The sequence below is a fragment of the Solibacillus cecembensis genome, assembly GCF_050272495.1.
Lineage (GTDB): Bacteria > Bacillota > Bacilli > Bacillales_A > Planococcaceae > Solibacillus > Solibacillus cecembensis.
Map to the genome: position 1 here is coordinate 123,418 of NZ_JBNNMF010000007.1, position 20,390 is coordinate 143,807.

Annotated in this window: 17 protein-coding genes and 1 pseudogene; 4 read left to right on the forward strand and 14 right to left on the reverse strand. The window is 35.6% G+C overall.

The features are described 5' to 3' along the window. Both ACQKIH_RS08260 and ACQKIH_RS08265 read right to left on the reverse strand, forming a co-directional pair. Positions 1-1,620: an ABC transporter permease subunit gene (locus ACQKIH_RS08260; protein ID WP_427764937.1), complete on the reverse strand. Its 1,620-nt coding sequence runs from the start codon at positions 1,618-1,620 to the stop codon at positions 1-3. Continuing rightward, positions 1,613-2,365 carry an ABC transporter ATP-binding protein gene (locus tag ACQKIH_RS08265; RefSeq protein ID WP_427764940.1) on the reverse strand — a complete coding sequence of 251 codons (753 nt, stop codon included), beginning with the start codon at positions 2,363-2,365 and terminating at the stop codon, positions 1,613-1,615. Before ACQKIH_RS08265 ends, ACQKIH_RS08260 begins: the two co-directional genes overlap by 8 nt. 160 nt (positions 2,366-2,525) lie before the next feature. Here ACQKIH_RS08265 and ACQKIH_RS08270 point away from each other — a divergent pair, with 160 nt between their 5' ends. Together ACQKIH_RS08270 and ACQKIH_RS08275 are read left to right on the forward strand one after the other, a co-directional pair. Next, entirely contained in the window at positions 2,526-3,293 is a 768-nt protein-coding gene (locus tag ACQKIH_RS08270; protein WP_427764942.1) for a DeoR/GlpR family DNA-binding transcription regulator, read from the forward strand. Positions 3,294-3,594: 301 nt separating this feature from the next. Continuing rightward, the gene (locus tag ACQKIH_RS08275; RefSeq protein ID WP_427764944.1) at positions 3,595-4,359 is read left to right on the forward strand and encodes a class I SAM-dependent methyltransferase; all 765 of its coding nucleotides are present in this window, start codon (positions 3,595-3,597) and stop codon (positions 4,357-4,359) included. Between the two features lie 146 nt (positions 4,360-4,505). Here the strand turns inward: ACQKIH_RS08275 and ACQKIH_RS08280 are convergent, their stop codons facing one another. Together ACQKIH_RS08280 and ACQKIH_RS08285 are read right to left on the reverse strand one after the other, a co-directional pair. Further along, positions 4,506-5,717, reverse strand: coding sequence for a NupC/NupG family nucleoside CNT transporter (locus ACQKIH_RS08280; RefSeq protein WP_427764947.1), 1,212 nt, complete (start codon positions 5,715-5,717; stop codon positions 4,506-4,508). Positions 5,718-6,093: 376 nt separating this feature from the next. Next, positions 6,094-7,842, reverse strand: a complete 1,749-nt coding sequence (locus ACQKIH_RS08285; RefSeq protein WP_427764950.1) for a protoglobin domain-containing protein — start codon at positions 7,840-7,842, stop codon at positions 6,094-6,096. A 279-nt stretch (positions 7,843-8,121) separates the two neighbouring features. On the opposite strand from ACQKIH_RS08285, the gene ACQKIH_RS08290 reads away from it, so the two are divergent. Both ACQKIH_RS08290 and ACQKIH_RS08295 read left to right on the forward strand, forming a co-directional pair. After that, complete coding sequence (locus ACQKIH_RS08290) at positions 8,122-9,870, forward strand: sensor histidine kinase (RefSeq protein WP_427764952.1); 1,749 nt, start codon at positions 8,122-8,124, stop codon at positions 9,868-9,870. Between the two features lie 24 nt (positions 9,871-9,894). Continuing rightward, positions 9,895-10,854 carry a response regulator gene (locus tag ACQKIH_RS08295; RefSeq protein ID WP_427764955.1) on the forward strand — a complete coding sequence of 320 codons (960 nt, stop codon included), beginning with the start codon at positions 9,895-9,897 and terminating at the stop codon, positions 10,852-10,854. Between the two features lie 91 nt (positions 10,855-10,945). Here the strand turns inward: ACQKIH_RS08295 and ACQKIH_RS08300 are convergent, their stop codons facing one another. The 10 genes and pseudogenes from ACQKIH_RS08300 to ACQKIH_RS08345 all read right to left on the reverse strand — a co-directional run. Continuing rightward, positions 10,946-12,481 carry a methyl-accepting chemotaxis protein gene (locus ACQKIH_RS08300; protein WP_427764957.1) on the reverse strand — a complete coding sequence of 512 codons (1,536 nt, stop codon included), beginning with the start codon at positions 12,479-12,481 and terminating at the stop codon, positions 10,946-10,948. Between the two features lie 307 nt (positions 12,482-12,788). Beyond that, complete coding sequence (locus ACQKIH_RS08305; RefSeq protein WP_427764959.1) at positions 12,789-13,940, reverse strand: DUF4179 domain-containing protein; 1,152 nt, start codon at positions 13,938-13,940, stop codon at positions 12,789-12,791. Beyond that, on the reverse strand, positions 13,912-14,502 hold the full coding sequence (locus ACQKIH_RS08310) for an RNA polymerase sigma factor (protein WP_427764962.1): 591 nt from the start codon (positions 14,500-14,502) through the stop codon (positions 13,912-13,914). The genes ACQKIH_RS08305 and ACQKIH_RS08310 overlap by 29 nt, the downstream gene beginning before the upstream one ends. A 124-nt stretch (positions 14,503-14,626) precedes the next feature. Then, a complete protein-coding gene (locus tag ACQKIH_RS08315) occupies positions 14,627-14,860 on the reverse strand; it encodes a hypothetical protein (RefSeq protein WP_057985322.1) in 234 nt (77 codons plus the stop codon). A 2-nt stretch (positions 14,861-14,862) separates the two neighbouring features. Continuing rightward, entirely contained in the window at positions 14,863-15,183 is a 321-nt protein-coding gene (locus ACQKIH_RS08320) for a YbjQ family protein (RefSeq protein ID WP_427764964.1), read from the reverse strand. A gap of 86 nt (positions 15,184-15,269) precedes the next feature. After that, on the reverse strand, positions 15,270-15,710 hold the full coding sequence (locus ACQKIH_RS08325) for a GNAT family N-acetyltransferase (RefSeq protein ID WP_427764967.1): 441 nt from the start codon (positions 15,708-15,710) through the stop codon (positions 15,270-15,272). Positions 15,711-15,783: 73 nt separating this feature from the next. Beyond that, the gene (locus tag ACQKIH_RS08330) at positions 15,784-16,695 is read right to left on the reverse strand and encodes an EamA family transporter (RefSeq protein ID WP_427764969.1); all 912 of its coding nucleotides are present in this window, start codon (positions 16,693-16,695) and stop codon (positions 15,784-15,786) included. A 524-nt stretch (positions 16,696-17,219) separates the two neighbouring features. Next, a pseudogene (tnpC, locus tag ACQKIH_RS08335) lies at positions 17,220-18,507 on the reverse strand (IS66 family transposase). Between the two features lie 240 nt (positions 18,508-18,747). Continuing rightward, the gene (locus ACQKIH_RS08340; protein WP_269084204.1) at positions 18,748-18,870 is read right to left on the reverse strand and encodes a hypothetical protein; all 123 of its coding nucleotides are present in this window, start codon (positions 18,868-18,870) and stop codon (positions 18,748-18,750) included. Positions 18,871-19,066: 196 nt separating this feature from the next. Further along, the coding region (locus tag ACQKIH_RS08345) for a S8 family peptidase (RefSeq protein ID WP_427764972.1) at positions 19,067-20,390 on the reverse strand (1,324 nt) is incomplete at its 5' end.

Below are 20,390 nucleotides of genomic sequence, written 5' to 3' on the forward strand. Positions count from 1 at the left end.
TTAACCCCTTTTCGATTGTCGATTTAGATAAAACTCACAAATTATTTTTACAACAATATTTGTTACTAAAATAAACAGAGAAAGAATAAAAATTTCATTGAACTTTGAGAAATGCTGCAATTCTTTAATTTTGGTTGAAACTAAAACCGTATGTGTTGTCACTAGGAAAATAACACCACTCACCGTTACCATTGCGTTAATAAAGTAGTAACTAAATACTTCTACTAATGTTTTTTTGACATTCGGCAAGATGACTCGGTAAACTGTTTGCAGCCAACTATCACGTAGTAAAGCGCCCGTTACTTCCCAAGATGGGTCCATTTTTTGCAATGCATTTTTCACCATTAAGAACGGTGTTGTAAAGAAATGCATAATCGCATAGGCAATAATAATGAAGAACGTGCCTTTTAAACTACTATTATTAAAGAAAAATAAGTATCCTAAACCTAAAACCATTCCTGGTACCGCATTGGTTATCATCGCAATCACATCAAATGCTTGGCGATTTTTTAATTTCGTCCGTGCACTCAACAAGCCTGCAATAAAAGCAACAACTACCCCAACAAGTGCCGTACATACCGCAACAAGCAACGAGTTTTTATACACATTCATCAACTCTGGCATTTGAATGACTGCTTGGAAATGTGTCAATGTGAAGCCAAAATCAAATGGATACGCTGTCGTAAACGGTACGATAATAAGTGGTGTAAAAACAGCCAATAAAGCAATAACTACAATCACACTGCCTGAACCAAATAACACCGTTTTTGTTTTCGAAGCAAAAGCTACTTGCTGTGAAACCGATTTATATGACACATTCCCTCTTTCCAAAATACCCATAGTAATCATTCCAAGAACTGCTGGTGCTAGCATGGCAATCGAAATAACGGCACCTTGCGAGAAGTTTGGAATCGAGCCAAGCATCGTTTGATAAAGCGTCGTGGCAATGACATCATATGTGCCCCCTACTGAAGCAGGTATCCCGTAATCCGTGAAGCTTAAGATGAACGCTAATATAAAGGCACCACCGATTGGACTTAGCATAGGATGTAAAATCGTATGGTAGAACCTGCGCCATTTGCCGTCGTGCATTAGATGCGACACAATAATAAATCGGTGATCCATATACTGCATCGCATTATGCATAAGTAAAAACGCGGCTGGCAAAGTGTACAAAACATAACCAATAACTAAACCGTTAAAGCCGTAAATTGTAAAAAGTGGTTGACCAAACAGGCGGCTGAATATTCCTTGATTCCCAAATGCATAAATCAATACAAAGCCATAAGTAATCGTTGGTAGAAGCATCGGCAATGTAACACCGAGTCGGATAAATTTTTTAATCGGCTTTGCAACATTTGTAAAATGAATCGTATAGGCTAATAGGAACCCCAGCACTGTTGTAATGACCGCTGCAATTGTTGATACCCACACACTATTGAAGAAGACCTCTTTTAATACTCCGCTTGATAAAGCTTGTTCATAGTTATGTAGTGTCCAGCCATCAACTCCTTCAAATGATTTCAAAACGACTGCCCCTAGAGGCAATGCTAAAAGGAATACAAAGGTAGCTAACAGCAGGAATGCCATACCGCGCATTAGCATCGTTGTTTTAATCATGCTGTTCACCAAATAAGCGATATATATTTTGACGCTTAATACGCAGTTGCTGAAGTATGAAATTTTCAATAAATTCATTTGCCGGTGCATTTACAATTTCCACCGGACTGCCACATTGTGCGATATGCCCATCATTTAAAATGACCACTTGATCCGATATTGTTAATGCCTCTTCTGGATCATGCGTAACAATAATTGTCGTTAAATTAAATTCCCTCGAAATCGATTGAATACGCTCTTTAATCGTTTCTTTAATCACGCCATCTAACGCACTTAATGGCTCATCCATTAGCAATATATCTGGTTGCATCACAAGTGTTCTTGCAATAGAAACGCGCTGCTTTTGACCACCTGATAACTCATGCACTTTCTTATTCAGATGGGGACTCAGCTCTAAAAACTCAATATATTCTTGGACACTTTTTTCATCAATGCCCTTCTTTTGATTACGTAACCCGTAAATGATATTGTCATATGCGTTTAAATGGGGAAACAAGGCGAAATCTTGAAACACAATATTAAAACCTCGTTCTTGCATTGGTTTCTGACTAATGTCTTCACCATCCCAAATAATCTTTCCGCTTGTTTGCTGCTCTAATCCTAAAATAATATTTAATAATGTTGTTTTCCCACAACCACTCGGTCCTAGAAGTGACATGATTTGTCCTCTTGGTAATGTTAAATTGATATCTTTGAGAACATCTTTCGTTCCAAAGCTTTTCTTTATTTGCTGAAGCTCAAGCACTTATGCCACCACCCTCTTGAATTAACTTTAGTATAAAATTGCATTGTAAAGTTAATGAGGATGTTTTCGTAAATGTTGAGTAAATATTGCGTAAATTTTAATGAACTCATGACAAACTCCTGACCACTTTTGATATGGTAAGGAACAAGGAGTGATTCATATGTATCCAGTTGAACGGCAACAAAAAATTATGGAAATCGTTCGAACACAGCAAGTTGTAAAGCATTCTGAACTAACAGAAGCGCTTCAAATTTCAATGGAAACGTTGCGTCGTGATATCCAAATACTTGTACAACAAGGGCTTATTGAGAAATTTTATGGGGGAATTCGAGAGGTTGCACAATCGTTAACTGAAACATTAATCGAACAACGTATGATCCATCAATTAGACGAGAAAATCGCCATTGCTAGGGAGTGCGCCAAGCTTATTCATGAGGGTGATTGTATTTTTTTAGATAGTGGTTCAAGCACTTTTCAAATTGCTAAATTCATTCGCAATATGAAAAATGTAACGGTTATTACAAACTCTTTGCCAATCGCTATCGAACTATTACATACATCTGTGGAAATCATTTTAATGGGTGGAAAAGTACGCCACTCTGAAAAGTCCATTGTGGCGTACGATTTTTTACTTCAATATGACCAACTGAATATTTCAAAAGCATTTATTTGTACAAGCGGGATCTCACTTAAAAATGGATTGTCTGATTTTAGCTTTGAAGAGGTTTTAACAAGAAGAAATATCGTTCGCATAGCACAAACAATATACGTTGTAGCGGACCACACAAAATTCGAGCGGGATGTCGCGATAAAAATTTGTTCAATGAGTGAAGTGGATTACTTTATTACAGATGCGGGGTTGAATGATGCTATTTTTAAACAATATAAACATGAGGGAATTAATGTTCAACGTGTAGGTTCGGTTTAAAGAATAAATTTAACAGATAAAATAAAAAAGAACTCACTGAAAAAATTAATTATGCTCGGTATAGTTAACCGCAACTAATCTAATTGCGGTTTTTTTATTCCTGATATAGTTTCCCCAAGTATTGGATTAAGTCTGCCTATTACTTAAAATGCATCCAATATACTAGTGATATTAATAAACAAAATATGTAAAATTTACGTGGAGGTCCTCCCATATCAAACAGGCTAATTCCTCTAATTCATGCTTATTAAATTATAAATGCGCTTGAAATGGAGTTATTACGTTCTATTAAAACAATGAGGTGATTATTTTGAAGGATATAATTGAAAGCAATCAATCAAGTTGGAACATCGTGGCAAAGTATTTTAATGGAATCGACGCGTTGCCGAGCTATGGGCCTTTCACGCAATCTGAGGAGGAGTTAAACCTCATTGGTGCATGTGACGGGAAAAATGTTTTAGAAATCGGCTTTGGTAGTGGGCATTCATTGCTTTATATGCATAACAAAGGAGCTGCTGAATTGTGGGGTGTAGATTTTTCGATAGCACAAATGGCATTTGCTCGTGAAACATTAGCGGATATTGAAGCTACATTATATACGGCACCGATGGAACAAGAAATCGGTTTGCCGAAAGAGTATTTCGATTTAGTGTATTCAATTTATGCAATTGGGTGGTCGAATGATTTAGCAAAAACGTTCCAGCTGATTTACTCATATTTGAAACCTGGTGGGGAGTTTGTATTTAGTTGGGAGCATCCCTTTTACGCACAAATAAAGTGTCAGGATCATCAGTTTTATTTAAATGGTTCCTATCAGCAAGAGGGCTCTATTGATATGCCCACATTTAAAGGGGAAGACGCGCCAATGATGGTTCCTAAATATAAAATGGCGACGTTTGTGAATGAACTCCTCAAAGCGAATTTCGAACTAGTTTCTTTAATTGAATCGGACATTCCTAAGGATATGAAAAATACGGATATTCCATATTCAGAGCGTTATTATTCATTACATAAAGCGAATCATTTTCCAACTACATTTATTATTAAGGTAAAAAAGAAAGAATAAGTTATTACCGGTGCCATGTACGTATCTAATTTGAATAATCAGCTAATTTTAATGGATTGGGATAATTAAGTTATTTTTTAAGTCTAAAAAAGCACCTACTATACATGTACAGTAGGTGCTAAAACTAAATTATTTTATTCGCTTTTTTAGATAAACATTCCCGCTATTGCCGCACTTAATAAAGATGCTAACATCCCCGCAGCAACAGCTCTAATTCCTAAACGCGCGATATCTGGACGACGACTTGGTGCTAATGATCCTAAGCCACCTAGCAAAATAGCCATTGAACCTAAATTTGCAAACCCACATAATGCAAAACTCACTACGATAACTGTTTTCTCAGAGAGGTCTGCAATCGCTGGCGCAAATGATGAGTACGCAACAAACTCATTCAATACTAGCTTTTGTCCAATGTACGAACCCGCTTTAACCGCCTCTTCCCACGGAACACCTATAGCAAAAGCTAAAGGTGAAAATAGGATACCTAAAATCCCCTGAAGTGTTAGACCTTCAAAACCAAGTAGACTTCCTAACCCACCAAGTAGACCGTTAAGCAACGCGATAATACCGATAAACGCTAATAGCATAGCTCCAACATTCACCGCGAGCTTCATCCCATCACTTGCTCCACGAGCCGCTGCATCAATCACATTTACAGCAGTATCATCTTTTTCTAATGCAAAGTTTCCTTCATCAACAGTTTCCGTTTCTGGAATCATCATTTTAGCTAAAATTAATCCAGCAGGGGCAGCCATGAAGCTTGCCGCAAGTAGATATTCTAGTGGTACCCCTAACAATGCATACCCAACTAAAACGGAACCAGATACGGATGCAAGTCCTCCTGTCATAACAGCAAATAACTCCGATTTCGTCATTTTACCGATAAACGGTCGAATAACAAGCGGTGCTTCTGTCTGCCCAACAAAAATGTTCGCAGCTGCTGAAATTGACTCGACCTTGCTTGTCCCAAGGATTTTCGAAAGTACACCACCGATAATGCGTATAAAAAACTGCATTATGCCTAAATAATATAAAATCGAAATTAAAGCAGAGAAGAAAATGATTACAGTTAATACTTGAAATGCAAAAACAAATCCGAAGTTTACTGTATCTGCTGCTGGTCCAAATACGAAGAAAATTCCTTCATTCGCATATGATATTAAATTTTGCACACCGTTGGATAGTTTCTCCAGTGCTTCGCGGCCAGCCTCCCATTTTAAAACAATAAAAGCAAATAAAGTTTGAATCGCTAACCCTGCTAAAATCGTTCGCCACTTAATCGACTTTTTAGCACTTGATAAAAGAAATGCAATAATTAAGACAGTAAATATACCGCCAATTCCCCATAGCACGTTCATAATAGACACCTTCTTAATATTTTTGAGAAGAAAACGCTCGTTATTTGAAAATTCATTTTTCGACAGCTTTCGACATACTTTGAAACGCAATTTTAACAAAAAGCAAGTGCATTGTAAAATGACGAATGATTCCGATTTATCAAGAAAGATTACAAAAGGCGAGTTCATTCTATTTTTCGCCAATAGAAGGTACTATGTTCACGCAAGCTTTTACCACACTAACGCCTACGTGAATAATTTTGATTCTATATAGATTGAACTAAAGAGTCCTTTTCCATTCAAAAAAACTGCAAGACCTTATAATAAGGTCTCACAGTTTTTAATTACGTATTCTTTCCACGTCAAAGTCACGATAAATACAAGCAACAATTAAGAATTAACGACCATATTGATTTTTCTCAGCTATTAATATTTGTTGCAACTCTCTTAATTTCGAAATAACATCATGCGACACAGTTGTTATTTCTGTTAAATACCGCTCTGCTTCTACCTTATTACCAAGATGATGTTGTTGCACTGCTTTTTTGGCAAGCTCATGTACATGATTAAACGGTCGCTCTAGTTCCACGTATGCGCGTTCATTATTTAATAATAATTTGCCTGTGCCGTAGTACCATTCACCGAGACGGGATTTTTCGGCTGATTCGACGTCTTGTACAGAGATTTCTTCAAAGCCTAGTAACAAATTGTAAATTTTCCAACGCCATAACAAGTGATCATTTATTGCTAATTCAATCGTATCTTCTTGGCTAATGATGAAGTTTTTAGATATCGTTGCTGAACGATAATCATCAATCATTTTACTCAGCTTATAAATTGCGGTACCTGTATCAAAAACAATCGCTTTACTTTGCTGCATGCTTTCGTTAATATTCCGATTCCGTTCTGTAATAGCTGATGCGGAAACAGCCTGCATCCTTGTTGCCGTAGCGATTTCCTCAAAGCGTGCACCTTGTTGCTGAAGATTTATATTTAACATTTTAAGCGTTTCAGAAATATGGAGTGTATCTACTACCCCTTTATGCAAATCGCCCGAGAAAGTATTGGTTAACGTATTAATGCGTTTCGTAATTTTTAGCAATTCTTGAATATCCACGTTAATCGACTGCACAGAAGATTTTGTGCTGTCTGCAAGCTTTCGAACTTCTTCTGCGACTACAGCGAATCCTTTGCCTGCTTCCCCCGCGCGCGCAGCTTCAATTGATGCATTTAATGCCAGTAAGTTTGTCTGGTCAGCAATCCCTTTAATCAATTCCATTAGCTTTTCTACATTGTTCACACGGTCAACTAACTGCTCAATATCCTCTTTCATCATATGTTGACCGTCGTCTGTCGTTTGTAAAATGGACGTAACTTGCTGTAGAGATAATAAATCCCGATCAAGCTCTGTTAATACCTTTTTCGTATGATTCGAAATATCCCCAACAGAAGAAGCTACCTCTTCAATCGTTGCATCTAAATCTTGCATGGACTGATCTACCGCAATAATTTCTTCCTGCTGTATATTTTGAAACTGTATGAGCTCTTTCATAGAATCCAACTGCGTATTATATGTAATAATTTCACCTAAACCATTCACCACAGAACTTCCCTGAATTTCAATATAAGTTTCTACAATAATTTGTTGATCTATTGTTACTAAACTATCGTAGGCTAACAGTACATCTAGCATTTGAGCTTGATTACGTCCCGATTCCTTAACAATCAACGGAATCATTAATTGGTTGAATAATGTATAGGCCGAAATCATCCAGTTTGGTAATACCCCAATGCGTGCATGTGTGTAGGCAATTTTCCGTCGTTTAAATACATAGTCTAAGTCTAATTCATCTTCGAAAAGACTAATAAAATGCTTATCAAACAAACCTTTCAACCGATCCACATGTGTATGTGTATTTATAACACGATTAAAATCTGGAATTGCTAATAAACGTTCATAGAAATTATCCAATATATCTTTTCGATTATCTTCATAAATTTTCAGTAAAAAATGAACAGATTCCCTTCTAAGTTTAGTTAGCGCTAGAAAATTTAATTTTTCTTGGAAACGTTCATTTACTTGGATGTCCGAAGTATTAGCTTCGGAAAAATAATTAAAATTAGTTGGGTTTTTTTTTGTAAACATGTTCATTCTCCTATCTCCTTATGTTCTCTTTTTCGCCGCATTTATATAGTCAAAACAAGCAATAATCCCATTACTTATTTCATTTTGTATAGCAATCTATTAACATAGGTACTAAGTAAAGTAAATTATATTAATTTCATCTCACAAATTTCTCAAAAAAAGAATTAGGAGAAACCCGTGCACAAAAAAAATATAAGGTTTCCTCGTAACACCCTTTTTTTCCTATTAATAAGCTTAGTTTTACTATGTGTCTTTATTCAGATAGAAAAACGACAGTCATTGAATGCACTCCCAAAAGCGCAAGCCGGAATAATGGATCTCACTACTTGGGATTTTGACAAAGGTGGACCATTACCTTTAAACGGAGAATGGAATTATTATGAGGGTGAGCTACTTTCATTAGACGAAATACAAACGCTGGAAGCTGAACTTATGATAGTTCCCTCTACGCTGAATGGCAAGGGGAAAGGAACTTATCATCTTCAAATTCAGCTACCTGAAGCACAATCAATTTATGGCTTAAAAATTAATAATATACGAATGTCTCACGCTCTATTTATGGATAACGAATTTATAGGCGGAAGTGGACAGGAACCCTTTTCGAATCGGTATGTAGCAAATAATACGCCCTACATCTCGTTTTTCCATACTGATCACGCGACGATTAATTTAATTGTTCAAGTGGAAAATCGAGATTTCGTCGATCGAGGCATTATTAAACCCATCTATTTTGGTACACAACAAACAATGATGTCCTATCAAAGTATCCAATTTGGCTCGAGCTTAGGTTTAATTATGATTCTTAGCCTTTTTAGTTTGTACCACCTCATCGTTTTCGCTTTCCGAAAAAAGAATCGTTTCTTTTTGTATAGTGGTGCTTATTTTTTCATTTTGGCAATTACTCTTGCCGTTAATGGCGAAAGAGTCATGCTACAAATTTTCCCGGAAATCCCTTTCGTAATGGGATTCAAAATAAGAGACTTTTTCGGCTTTTTAACGGTCATACCATTTCTTTTGTTTATAAACACACTTGATTATAATCCTGTATCCCGTAAAGCATTTCGGATTATCAACTTACCGATTGTTCTTTTTTTACTGTTGAATATTACGCTTCCGTTTTCGATCTATACAAAATTCCAAGCCTTGATGTGGGTCTACGTATGGGTGCTGCTATGCTATATCCTTATCCGAATGACTGTATTTATTTTAAAAAAACAAGGTATACAAACTGAGAAAGACGAAAGTATACTCATTTATTTTGCATTTATCTGTCTCACTCTTTATGTTGCGATGAACATTTTTACGTTAATAAAACCCGTGCAACTATTCCATGAAATATGGATGATGCCCTTTATCATCATTATATTTATTTTTATGGCTAGGAGAACAACGAATGTTATGGAGTTATTAGAGCAATCGAGATCTGAAGGTATGCTAACTAAAATTTCCTATTTAAACTTACAAATCAAACCTCATTTCATAAATAACGCTATTAGTAATATTATTTCGTTATGTTATACAGATAATCGAAAAGCAGCTTATCTTTTGGGAAAACTGAGCACGTACTTACGGTTAATTTTTGAAAATAATCAGCAAGAGGCCACCATTACTTTCCAGAAAGAACTTGAATTAATCAAAGCCTATGTAGAAATTGAGAAAACCCGCTTTAATGATCGGATCCATGTCCATTTTGCGATTGACGAAAATATTCAACATGTAAATATCCCATCCTTATCCATTCAACCTTTTGTCGAAAATGCGATTCGCCATGGGCTATTTAACAAACTTTCCCAAGGTAATTTATTTCTCTCTGCAAAAGCTATTCATGATCATCTTGAAGTCATTATTGAGGATGATGGGATCGGTATGTCTGCGCAGCTGCTGTCAGAACTATTAAGTGATCAACAGCGAAAAGGAATTGGCATTCAAAATGTACACAGCCGGTTGAAAATGATTCCAGGAGCGTCATTGGAAATCCGCTCAATTGAAGGAAAAGGCACAACAGTCATTATCCAACTACCTATTTAGTCTAATTTATAAGGGGGAAATCACATGCTTCGAACGATTATTATTGAAGACGAAATTCACATTTTAAATATGATGAATTATTTCATGAATGAAAATAAACACTATAAACTTGTCGGGACTTTTTCAAATCCGTTGGAAGCTCTTAAAGAAGCCCCCTTATTAAATGCAGACGTCTTATTTATTGATATTGAAATGCCGATGATGAATGGCATTGAGTTGGCAAAGAGGTTAAAGACAGAAGAAAATCAGATTGTTTTTACAACAGCCTACGAACAATATGCCCTCGAAGCCTTTCGAATACAAGCAACGGATTACTTGCTAAAGCCTGTAACACCGGAGGACATTACTGCCATTACCAATAAATTAATGAAAATAAAAGAAGTCAACCGACTCATGCAAGTTGGCAAAACAAAACCTAATTTCCCGCTTATTCAATGTTTCGGAACGTTCAAAGTCATTAATTACGAAAATACGCTCCTCAAATGGCCGACTCGTAAAACAGAAGAGTTATTTGCCTATCTTTTAACACATCAACAGCAAAGTATTAATAAATGGCGAATTGCTGACATGCTATGGCCAGAAAAAGATGGTGAAAAAGCACTTCATAGTGTACATAATACTGTATATTTATTAAAGAAAACCTTAAAAGAGTATAACTTCCCTATAAGGATTGATATGATCCATGATGGCTACACACTTCTATTTGAGCAACCTATTTTTAGCGATTTCTATTCATTTCAACAGCTTGATGCGAATACGGAGTTAATAGAGCCTTTATTAAATATAACGAATCAATATAGCCTTTCAGGATCTTTATTTTCCGACAAAGACTATAGCTGGTCTATCATGTTAAGAGAAGAATTAAATATGAAGCATAAAGAATTGCTTCGTAAGCTGATAACCTACTATACGGAGCAGGATACACAAGTAGCAACGATGTTAGAAAAAACGTATATGCGATTGTATAAATTAGAGTTAGAATGAGTAAAAAATGAAAGGCAGAAACATTGAATTAACAACGTTTCTGCCTTTTCAATTTCATGTAATTTCACTCCAAAAGGGACTTATAGGAAAGTTACATTTCGTTAACTTCTACAACTAATTGATCTAACTTACGAGCAACCTTCTCCAAAGATAAAGTAGTATTACTTAATTCGTGTGTAGTGGCACTTTGCTGTTCAGATGCCGCAGAAATACCTTCTAAATTTCCTAATGACTGATGGATGGATTCTGTAATTTCTTCAATCAATGTATTCGTTAAACTTGCTTGCTCTAGTAAAATAGTAGTTGCCTCTGAGACATCCTCAAATTCCTTTTCAACTTCTATTGTCATCTGGTGAATTGAGTCAAATGCCCGTTCACTCACGACTATTTTCTCAGTTCCCTTATCAATTTCTTCCATGCCATTACCCATTTCATTCGCTACATCTTTAATTTGCGCTTGAATCGAACTAATGACTACTTGAATTTCAGCAGCGGATTTTTCAGTTCCTATCGCTAAATTCCGCACTTCCTCCGCTACGATAGAAAAGCCTTTTCCATGTTCACCAGCACGGGCCGCTTCGATCGATGCATTGAGTGCTAATAGTTTCGTTTGATTTGAAATCGTAGTAATAACTTGCAATAGTTTACCTACTTCAGAAGATTTGGTTTCTAAATCCTCTACCAAGTTTTTTATAAAACTCACTGTTTCAGTAATAATATTCATTTGAACTGCTACCTCTTGTACCGTTTCTTTACCAGCAACAGCTTCAATCAGGCTATTTCTCGCTTTACCCGTAACAATTTCTGTACTGTTATGAATATGTGCCACCTGACTTACAATCAACTTATTTTTATCGACACTTTCTTTTAAGTTTGCTAACTGCCCCTCAACAGCAGCACTACTTTGGAGCAGTACGTTTGCAATTTCTTGACTTGCTTTTGCAGAGTCTGCGGTCCCCACTGCCAGTTCATCGACATGATTGACCATCGTAGTACTTGCTCGATCAATTTCAGCGAGAAGTTGATCAATATGTGCCTGTTGCATATCCTTTTCAGCAGTTAAACGATTTTCAGTAAGCCTGTTAATATAAATAATGAGCATTGTCGCTAAACATGTGAAAATTAGGTAAATAACATGGAGCATGAGCAATGAAAGGCTATAATCCTCTGTACCACATAACAATTGTGGGAAAAAAAGAAAGCCTGTAAAATGGTGAACCGCAAAAATAACAAGACTCGTTATAATGAGTCGTATCTTTGCAAAACTAGCAATGATTGCAATAACCATAAAGATTGAAAAATGATACTCCACTAATCCATTTCCACCAGCAATCATCGCAATGCTTGAGAAAGTGAGAGTCAGGGTTAGTAGTAATGGAATCCAAGGATGCATGTTATTGATTCTAAATAACACGAAGCTGATGATAAATAAACTAATTGGAATGATCAAAAGAATAGTAGAAAGTATGCTCAACCCACCGGATAAGTTACCAATCCCATTTAATACAAGGTAGGAACTCAAAAAATCAAATTGCCTGTGTAAAATATGAATAATTATTGCGACGCCTACTGAACATCCAGATAGCACCAACAATAAACTATTTTTTGTAAATTTAGTTGTTTTCATAATTATTTTTTATACTCCTTACTATAAGAATTGTTCTTCAATAATCTCTTCTGTATTTCTTTTATAGATATTCAGTTTTGCAAATAATAATATAGTACAAAACATCACATTGTCATTATAAAAATTAACATACTTTATAAGTTGTACTATATATAACCTGCCTCACAAACTTCTCAAAAAAGGGTATCTCCATTAAAGCTTTTAAAACTTCTGAAGCTATATGGCGCGTTTATACTTCTTTATGTAAATAAATAGGTAGCAAAATCAAAAATAGAGAAAGTGAAGTTTATTTCACTTTCTCTATTTCTTATTCTTTTGAGTTAATCGGGATTGTTATTTCTAGCTCTGGGATGTATTGAATGATTCGGTCACCATTTTCATCCAATTGTAATGCTCCATTTTGGTAGGCATCATAAAGATAGGTATATGGTTTGATTGTAATGGATTTTGGCAAGGTTTCAAATGGATGTAACCGTAAATCCTCGATTAAATCACTAGTTCCTTCATTTGTCTCACGGCTACCATTGCCATGAATTAGTTTTAATTTATTACCTTGATCATCAAAAACGTCGATATTTATTCCTCCCCGAGAATCTACAGAAGTTGATTTATCAAGCAAGGCTTTTCTTATCGTAATACTCGTTGTAATGGGAGTTAGTATAACTTGTTCAATAGTAAAATGATTATTTTTATATTTCCTACTTATTTTAGGCTGCAAGTTTATATGGTTACCAATATCTCTCACTGGAATATCTATTATAAAAGGTTCAGAAATCCCAGCTATTGTAGTGGATAATGTCAAATTAAACTGCTTCGGGAAAGGTTTTCCACCATGATTTTTCCGATCTGTAATTTCAATAACTTCAGCATCCTTATCCTTAATTGGCTGCATAAAAACACCACTAATAATATTGGGGTAATTCAGTGGTTCACCATTTAGTGAAAATTCAACCTTACTTATTTGTTCTGATAAACTTTCTTTTGAATTTTCACCTTCTTTTTGATGGCGTTTAAGCCCAATTGCAACACGTGTACCGTCATACACTACTTCTGTTACACTTAATGTAAAACCTTCATGCGTAATGCTTGTATTCAATTTTGTTGAGAGTCCCTTTTCATCCGCAGCATGTAGGCCAATATCTCTTTCACTAGATTTAAAAACAGATGATGATTTGGGCTCATCTTTTTTCGTTGCCGTCGTTTTTATCGTCACCGGCGTTGGTGAAATTAAGTTCGCTATAATTAACAAACTAAAAATCATTGCTGCGGAGGTGGTAATGATCATTATTCTATGATGCAATTTCTGACGCATTCTAGATTTTTCAGACGGCTTTGTATCACGACTACTTTCATATTTGCGCATTGTCCGATTTACTAAATCTACTTCCACAGGTGTTTCTCGAATGATTTTTTCTAATTGATCTACCTCTTTATCCTCCTGTTTTAAGCGAGTGTTCATAAATTTCCCCTCCTAACTTTTTTTCTTTTAGCAGTTTTTTACGTAATCGTTCATATTTTTTTCGAACGGTCGTTGGTTTCAATTCCATAATCGAAGCAATTTCATCAAAGCTATATTCCTCGATCGAACGAAGCAGCAAAATCCTTTTTTCATCCACATTTAACTTTTCTAATAATTCGTGAATGAAATCGTCATATTCGTACGCTTGCCTATGACTCTCGTGTGCTCGCTCCTTCTTAAAGCTTGTCCAAAATTTGTAGCTTTTGATTTTCTTCTTTAGTAAATCCATGCAATGATGATGCGCAATTTTATAAAGCCACGCAGAAAAAGAGACCGTATAAGAAAAATTACGAATGTTTTCTAATCCTTTTATAAAAATATCTTGTGCAGCATCTTCCGCTTCTTCCTTGTTTCCTAATAAATAATAGCAGTAAATATATATTTGTTTTTGAAAGCTACGAATGATTTCTGTGTAGGCATGAACGTCGCCCGATTGAACTTGTTCTACGATCGTTTTTATTGCTAAATCAGCATTTTCCTTGGATGTATTTGATGTAGTCAAAACGTTCCCCTCCTCTCTGACATATATAACTGAATTTGGTAGCGATTTGTGACATCTATGTAAAAAATATTTTAGAAAAACAAAAAATGAAAAGGTACCCGTTTGAAACAGGGACCTTTTCAAGTTAGTTATTATTATCCTCTTTATAAAAGCGCTCGCCAGTTTCTTTGTTGAAGTAAACGATTAATCGCTTATTTGTACTTGGGTCAATAGATATTTCATTTGTACGTTCGAAGCCTTTTGGAACTTGCTTGCCGTGTTTTGTTTTGAAACGGCGATCCCAAAAGAGCCATGACCCGATTATTAATACAATAAGAATTAACAATTGGATGCCATAAAATCCTAAAATCCATCCCATTGCTATTTCTTTTCCACAATAACAGCTGTTCCGTAAGCTACAATTTCACTCATATTTTGACCAATTTCACCTGAGTCGAAACGCATCATAATAATCGCATTGGCGCCCATTGCCGAAGCATTTTTCACCATTCGATCCATCGCTTGCTTTCTAGCATCTTCAAGCATTTCTGTATACTGGCTAATTTCTCCGCCTACAAGCCCCTTGAATGAAGCCATAATATCTTTACCAATTCCTCTAGCTCTTACAGTCAAACCAAATACCGGACCGATAACTTCTGTAATTTCATGATTCGCAATGTTTTCAGTTGTAACGATAATCATTTGAACCTGCCCCTTTACATAAAAAGTTATTTACTTACATATTTAGTATACATTAAAACATTGGGAAATATGGCTGCTAACTCAATTCACCAATAATAAGTAAAGTGCTTCACATCACCATCGTTTTCCATTCCCATTTTTTCATAAAGCGCTTGAGCTTTCGTATTAGAAAATCCAGTTTCTAAAGTAAGGAATCGACCATTATTCTTTTTTGCATATTCGAACGCTTCTTCCATCAATTTTTCCGCGACACCACTTCTTCGGAAATGATCTGCAACAAATAAATCATTTAGTATAAAAGCTGGTTTCATCGCTACTGAAGAAAATGTCGGATAAATTTGAGTGAATCCTACAAATTTCCCTGCTATCTTTGCTGCAAAAATAATCGATTCTTTGTTGTTAATTCGCTCTTTTAAAAAATTGGTTGCACCGATTATATCACTCGTTTGATTATAGAAAACTCTATAAGAATCGAATAATCCGGCTACTTCTACTACATTTGTTAAATCAACTTGTACAATTTCCATCGTCATTCCTCTTTTCATAAATAATATTTAATAAAGTATAAAACCTGTTTATCAACAGCTTTTGCGCTAAACTTTACCCCATTTCCTTATTTTCACCCAAAATGCTTAATACACCAAACAGAAATAGTAAGCTAACCCCAATGAAAGTGAGACCTGAAAATTGAATGCGGGCATCGAGTAATTGAAAGGCAAAAGTAAAGACTGGAATAAAGCATAGTGACATCATGACGATGAACGTATTCGTATTTTGAATACCTTTTTGTAGCAAATACATTGGCAACATGACGCCTACAACGGTAATGAGTAAAATCCAAGTAATGTTCGCTTTAAAATACGGGATTACAAGGTCATATGTAAAAATAAAGGAAATGATAATAATTCCGATATACCTTTTCGCTAAAATCATCGAGCTTGTCCAGCCAAGATCATTTAATTGTTTAGAATAGATGGAACAAAATACGGCACCTACTCCACATAACAAACTTGCGACAATTCCTAAAATAACCTCTATAGATAATTGCATTTTTACGCCAGATTCACCTAATAATACAGCGAGTATTAGCACCGCACATGCTATAAATGTTCCTATTGCGATATACCATTGTTTTTGGCGGACGGCTGTTTTTTGAAAGACTGCTAAAAGTAAAATAAAAAGTGGACCAATTCCCATTTCAAGCGAACTTACAATAGCCGGTTCTATATATTTTAATGCGAAGTAAAACCCCATAAATGTAATAATAGACGCCATATTTAATAACAACAGTGGACGCCGCGCTTCTTGCCATTGAACTTTCACCCTTTGTTTCATTGCAAAAGATTGAAAATAAATAGCTGTCACAAAGAAACTAATTCCCGTAAAAAGAAACGGATGAATTCCCTGCACTTTATTTGCATAATAAACTTGGCTTAATGCTGTAATAATTGCAGATATTAATAATGCGATAATGCCAATTTTAAAAGTATTTTTCCTAATATCATAATCCATCGAATATCTCCCCCCGCGATTACTGCTTATTTAGTATATTAAACTTACATTTATCCTCGTGTTTAACATATATTACTAGATTCACTTTATTTTTCAAGTATAATTATGAACATTATAAATTTTCAATCTTCAATAGGGGTTTTGAGTGGGTTTATTCGAATCTATTTGGAACCATCAAATAGATTGATAAAGAGAGAATTAGCGCAAGCTCGCATTCCCCTGAAAGGTTGGATAAATAATGTACTTACCATACAAAGCATCAACTATTGCAATAATTGCAGGCATATCCATGTATATACTAGATAAATTAGGAAGAAATTCAATGCTAAATGTCATTATATTGTTTATTATCTTTTCAATTAAATTAAAGTTATTTAGAAAATTCGAGGAAAAAAGGGAATATAAAAGGGAACGTTAAATCTTTAGTTTATTATTTTCTTCCTTTAAAGATGCTCATTTTAATTTCATCAACAATAAAAGTAAGCATCAAATAGCGCCCAACTGTTTTCCAGGGGACGCTATTGTTATGCTATCTCTGTAGTTCGTTTACGTACGTGGCAATTATTTGACCAAGGCATCAACGCATCTAACGCTGCTTCATCCGTTAAATATTTCAATGGATCAAGCTGATTCTCTTTTGCTGTTTCCACAAAACTATAAATAATCGCGCTGGCTTTTTCTCCTTTTGGAGAAATTGAAAATAGCCATGCTTTTCTCCCCATCACGAACGGTTATTGTCTAATTCTAGACGCCCATCTTTCAAGAATACCACGAGCTTTTGCCACTGATTTAAACAGTAAGTAATCGCTTCACCCAATTTTGTTTTTGGCGCTACATGGGCTCTTTCTGTTTTTAGCCATACCAAAAGTCATCTAGGATAGATTTACTCTGTTCAAGACGTTCTTCATAACGAATTCCAGGTGTATATTCGTCCATTTTATTAATCTTTTTATCCATCGCAAATAATCGATTACCGAATTGTAGACCGATTTTTGCGGCGCAAGGTTTCTCCGAATTTTGAAGATTCGCTGGCACTGATTTCAGCGCAAATGTACCCAGCGCCCAACTAATTCTACCTTCGATAAATCATGGCAGCTGCCGGCATAGCCATCGACATGTAGATAACCTGAGACCCTTTTAAAAAGGCCTTTGGATGTTTACCGGCGCGTGTTGTTTGGTAATCATAAAGCATGATTGGCACCACTGCTCGACCTGTTCGATACAGCCACATATAGGATTTACTTGTCGCAACGCGACCTGGTTCATTTAATACTTGTAAACCTGTCTCATCCGCATGTGCAATATCCTCTTCTAATAATTTTTTATGCAGATATTCATAAAGGTAGATCAGCCATGTATTTGCTCCATACATCATCCAGTTCGCCATGGTTTGACGAAATAATGCAACACCCATTCGTTCTAACTGCTTCTCCTGTCGATAAAGAGGTAAGCCTTCACTATATTTTTGACTCATTAAATAAGCTATCTACGATAGCGAATCGTTACGACAGGCAAGTTTTCTAACATTGCATTGATTTGACCAGAGCGCTTTTTACGTTTGTATGTAATCGTTTCAAGCGTAGGTTCTTCAACCAAGTTATCTGATGTAATTTCCATTTCATTGAATAGCGTCAGCACAAGTGGATTTTGGTTGTTTTTCAATTGAAGTACCAAACTTTTGTGGCTCAAGCGGAATTATACTTCTAGCCAGTTGAGTTTAGCCAGTAGGGCTCCATTTTGTTTTTCCAACGCGGCATTCCTTTTTGCAAGTTCTTCAATTGTAAGTGCTGGATGTTGTTCGATTTTTACCATGGCTAAAAAAATTCGACTTCGGCGGCCGAATTCTTCCTTCAAATGACAAGTTTAGCAGAAACTTTAACATGTGAGGATTTTCGCTAAAATTACTTCATCAAAATCGGGTGGACAGTCAATGGTTATCCCATTTAATTTGATGGTAATGGGAATCGTTTCAGATGCAATAGGCTCTTGCACAACAACGGGTAAACACTGTGCTGGTTGAATTTTTTTCTGCGTACGTGACTTACGTAGCCACTAATACATGTTTTGAACTAGTACATTTTGTTTTGCACACCAAGCGGCAAAGCTTGTTTCACCACTTGTACGGAAAGCTTGAATGCGAAATTGCCACATCAGCCGACGTTCTGATCGATTCATAAAAAAACCTCCAACTTCATTTATTTTCATGATTGTCTCATGTCTATTGAATTCGTTGAAGATGTGTTATATTTGGCGCTTACGATACCATAACAATAGCGCCTTCTAAAATCAGGTGGGTGCTATTTGAATCTTACAATTAATCTTAAAATAGTATATTTCTTATAAAATCGGTACTTAGGAGTGAATACTTCAATTATTCGAAACTAGCCATTATATTCAGTACATTTATTCCATTGTGATTATCTGTATTTTTCAATAATACTTCCTTAGCTCCACTTGGATTATTATGTAAATCGTAATAATCAATTATCAAAGCTAATGCAGCAGAAACCTTTGCTGTAGAAATTGATGTCCCGATAGAATAACTATACCCTCCTGCTGCTGTAGTACTAAATATCCATTCCTTTTCATATAGGCGATTATTAAAATAATCTTCAATACCTACTTCATTTACTAATCGATTGTCTCCACCAAACGTATAAATATCAATGATGCCTTGTCCATAATTGGAGAAGATAGAGATATCTGATTTATGGTTAATGGATCCTACAGAAATGACTTTATCGAGGCTACTAGGATAGGCATCTACTCTGCCCCAACTTTGGGAAAATTGATTTTTTCCTTTCCAGTATTCTTTTAGTGCATTCTGATCATTTAAATCTAAAGATTGATTGCCAGCAGCAGCTACAACGATAGATCCTCGCATTTCTGCATAATCAATAGCTGTCTTATATGCCATTACTTCAAATTGATCTTCAAAGCTTACTTTCCCACTTGAATCCATTACTGGTCCTGTTGTTAGGTATTCAATAAGACTTAAATTAATTACATCTGCATCATTATTAGCAGCTTCAATAATTGCTTTGATTACCCATATAGTTTCTGCTCCCTTAGATCCAAATACTCGATATGATTGTATTCCAATATCAGGTGCTAATCCTTTAGAGTAGCCATCAGCTGTAATTTTTCCAACTAAGGATGTACCATGTCCTAAAAAATCCTGATGAAAGTCAGTTTCCCCAGTTTCTAATGGCTCTTCACCCTTAACGCCACCTTTAGGAACTAGATTTTTTGTTAGTGTAATACTTCCTTTCAAATCTACGTGATTCACATTAACACCTGAATCAATAATTGCTATAGAAGTATTTTTACTACCCTTTGTAATTTCGTATAATGCTCCGTCATTAGTTAAATTTTGAATATCCCATTGGTACGGCCAAAATAAGCTATTGTCCTTATATTTTGTTCCTTCGTTTGTAACCAATTCACTTGACGGCATTATTTGTATAGTATCAATGCTATCGTTTATTGAATTTAAAGGGCTGATTTTAGTACTTGTCCCTTCCTCTATTGTGAACACTTTACTTGGCGGCATTACTTGTATAGTATCAAAGCTATCAATTGTTGAATTTAAAGGACTAATTTTAGTACTTGTCCCTTCCTCTATTGTGAACACTTTACTTGGCGGCATTACTTGTATAGTATCAAAGCTATCAATTGTTGAATTTAAAGGACTA

Coding starts and splice junctions, on each gene's coding strand:
- ACQKIH_RS08260 (WP_427764937.1), bottom strand. CDS start 1,620: ATGATTAAAACAACGATGCTAATGCGCGGTATGGCATTCCTGCTGTTA.
- ACQKIH_RS08270 (WP_427764942.1), top strand. CDS start 2,526: ATGTATCCAGTTGAACGGCAACAAAAAATTATGGAAATCGTTCGAACA.
- ACQKIH_RS08280 (WP_427764947.1), bottom strand. CDS start 5,717: ATGAACGTGCTATGGGGAATTGGCGGTATATTTACTGTCTTAATTATT.
- ACQKIH_RS08285 (WP_427764950.1), bottom strand. CDS start 7,842: ATGTTTACAAAAAAAAACCCAACTAATTTTAATTATTTTTCCGAAGCT.
- ACQKIH_RS08295 (WP_427764955.1), top strand. CDS start 9,895: ATGCTTCGAACGATTATTATTGAAGACGAAATTCACATTTTAAATATG.
- ACQKIH_RS08300 (WP_427764957.1), bottom strand. CDS start 12,481: ATGAAAACAACTAAATTTACAAAAAATAGTTTATTGTTGGTGCTATCT.
- ACQKIH_RS08305 (WP_427764959.1), bottom strand. CDS start 13,940: ATGAACACTCGCTTAAAACAGGAGGATAAAGAGGTAGATCAATTAGAA.
- ACQKIH_RS08315 (WP_057985322.1), bottom strand. CDS start 14,860: ATGGGATGGATTTTAGGATTTTATGGCATCCAATTGTTAATTCTTATT.
- ACQKIH_RS08320 (WP_427764964.1), bottom strand. CDS start 15,183: ATGATTATCGTTACAACTGAAAACATTGCGAATCATGAAATTACAGAA.
- ACQKIH_RS08325 (WP_427764967.1), bottom strand. CDS start 15,710: ATGGAAATTGTACAAGTTGATTTAACAAATGTAGTAGAAGTAGCCGGA.
- ACQKIH_RS08330 (WP_427764969.1), bottom strand. CDS start 16,695: ATGGATTATGATATTAGGAAAAATACTTTTAAAATTGGCATTATCGCA.
- ACQKIH_RS08340 (WP_269084204.1), bottom strand. CDS start 18,870: ATGAATCGATCAGAACGTCGGCTGATGTGGCAATTTCGCATTCAAGCT.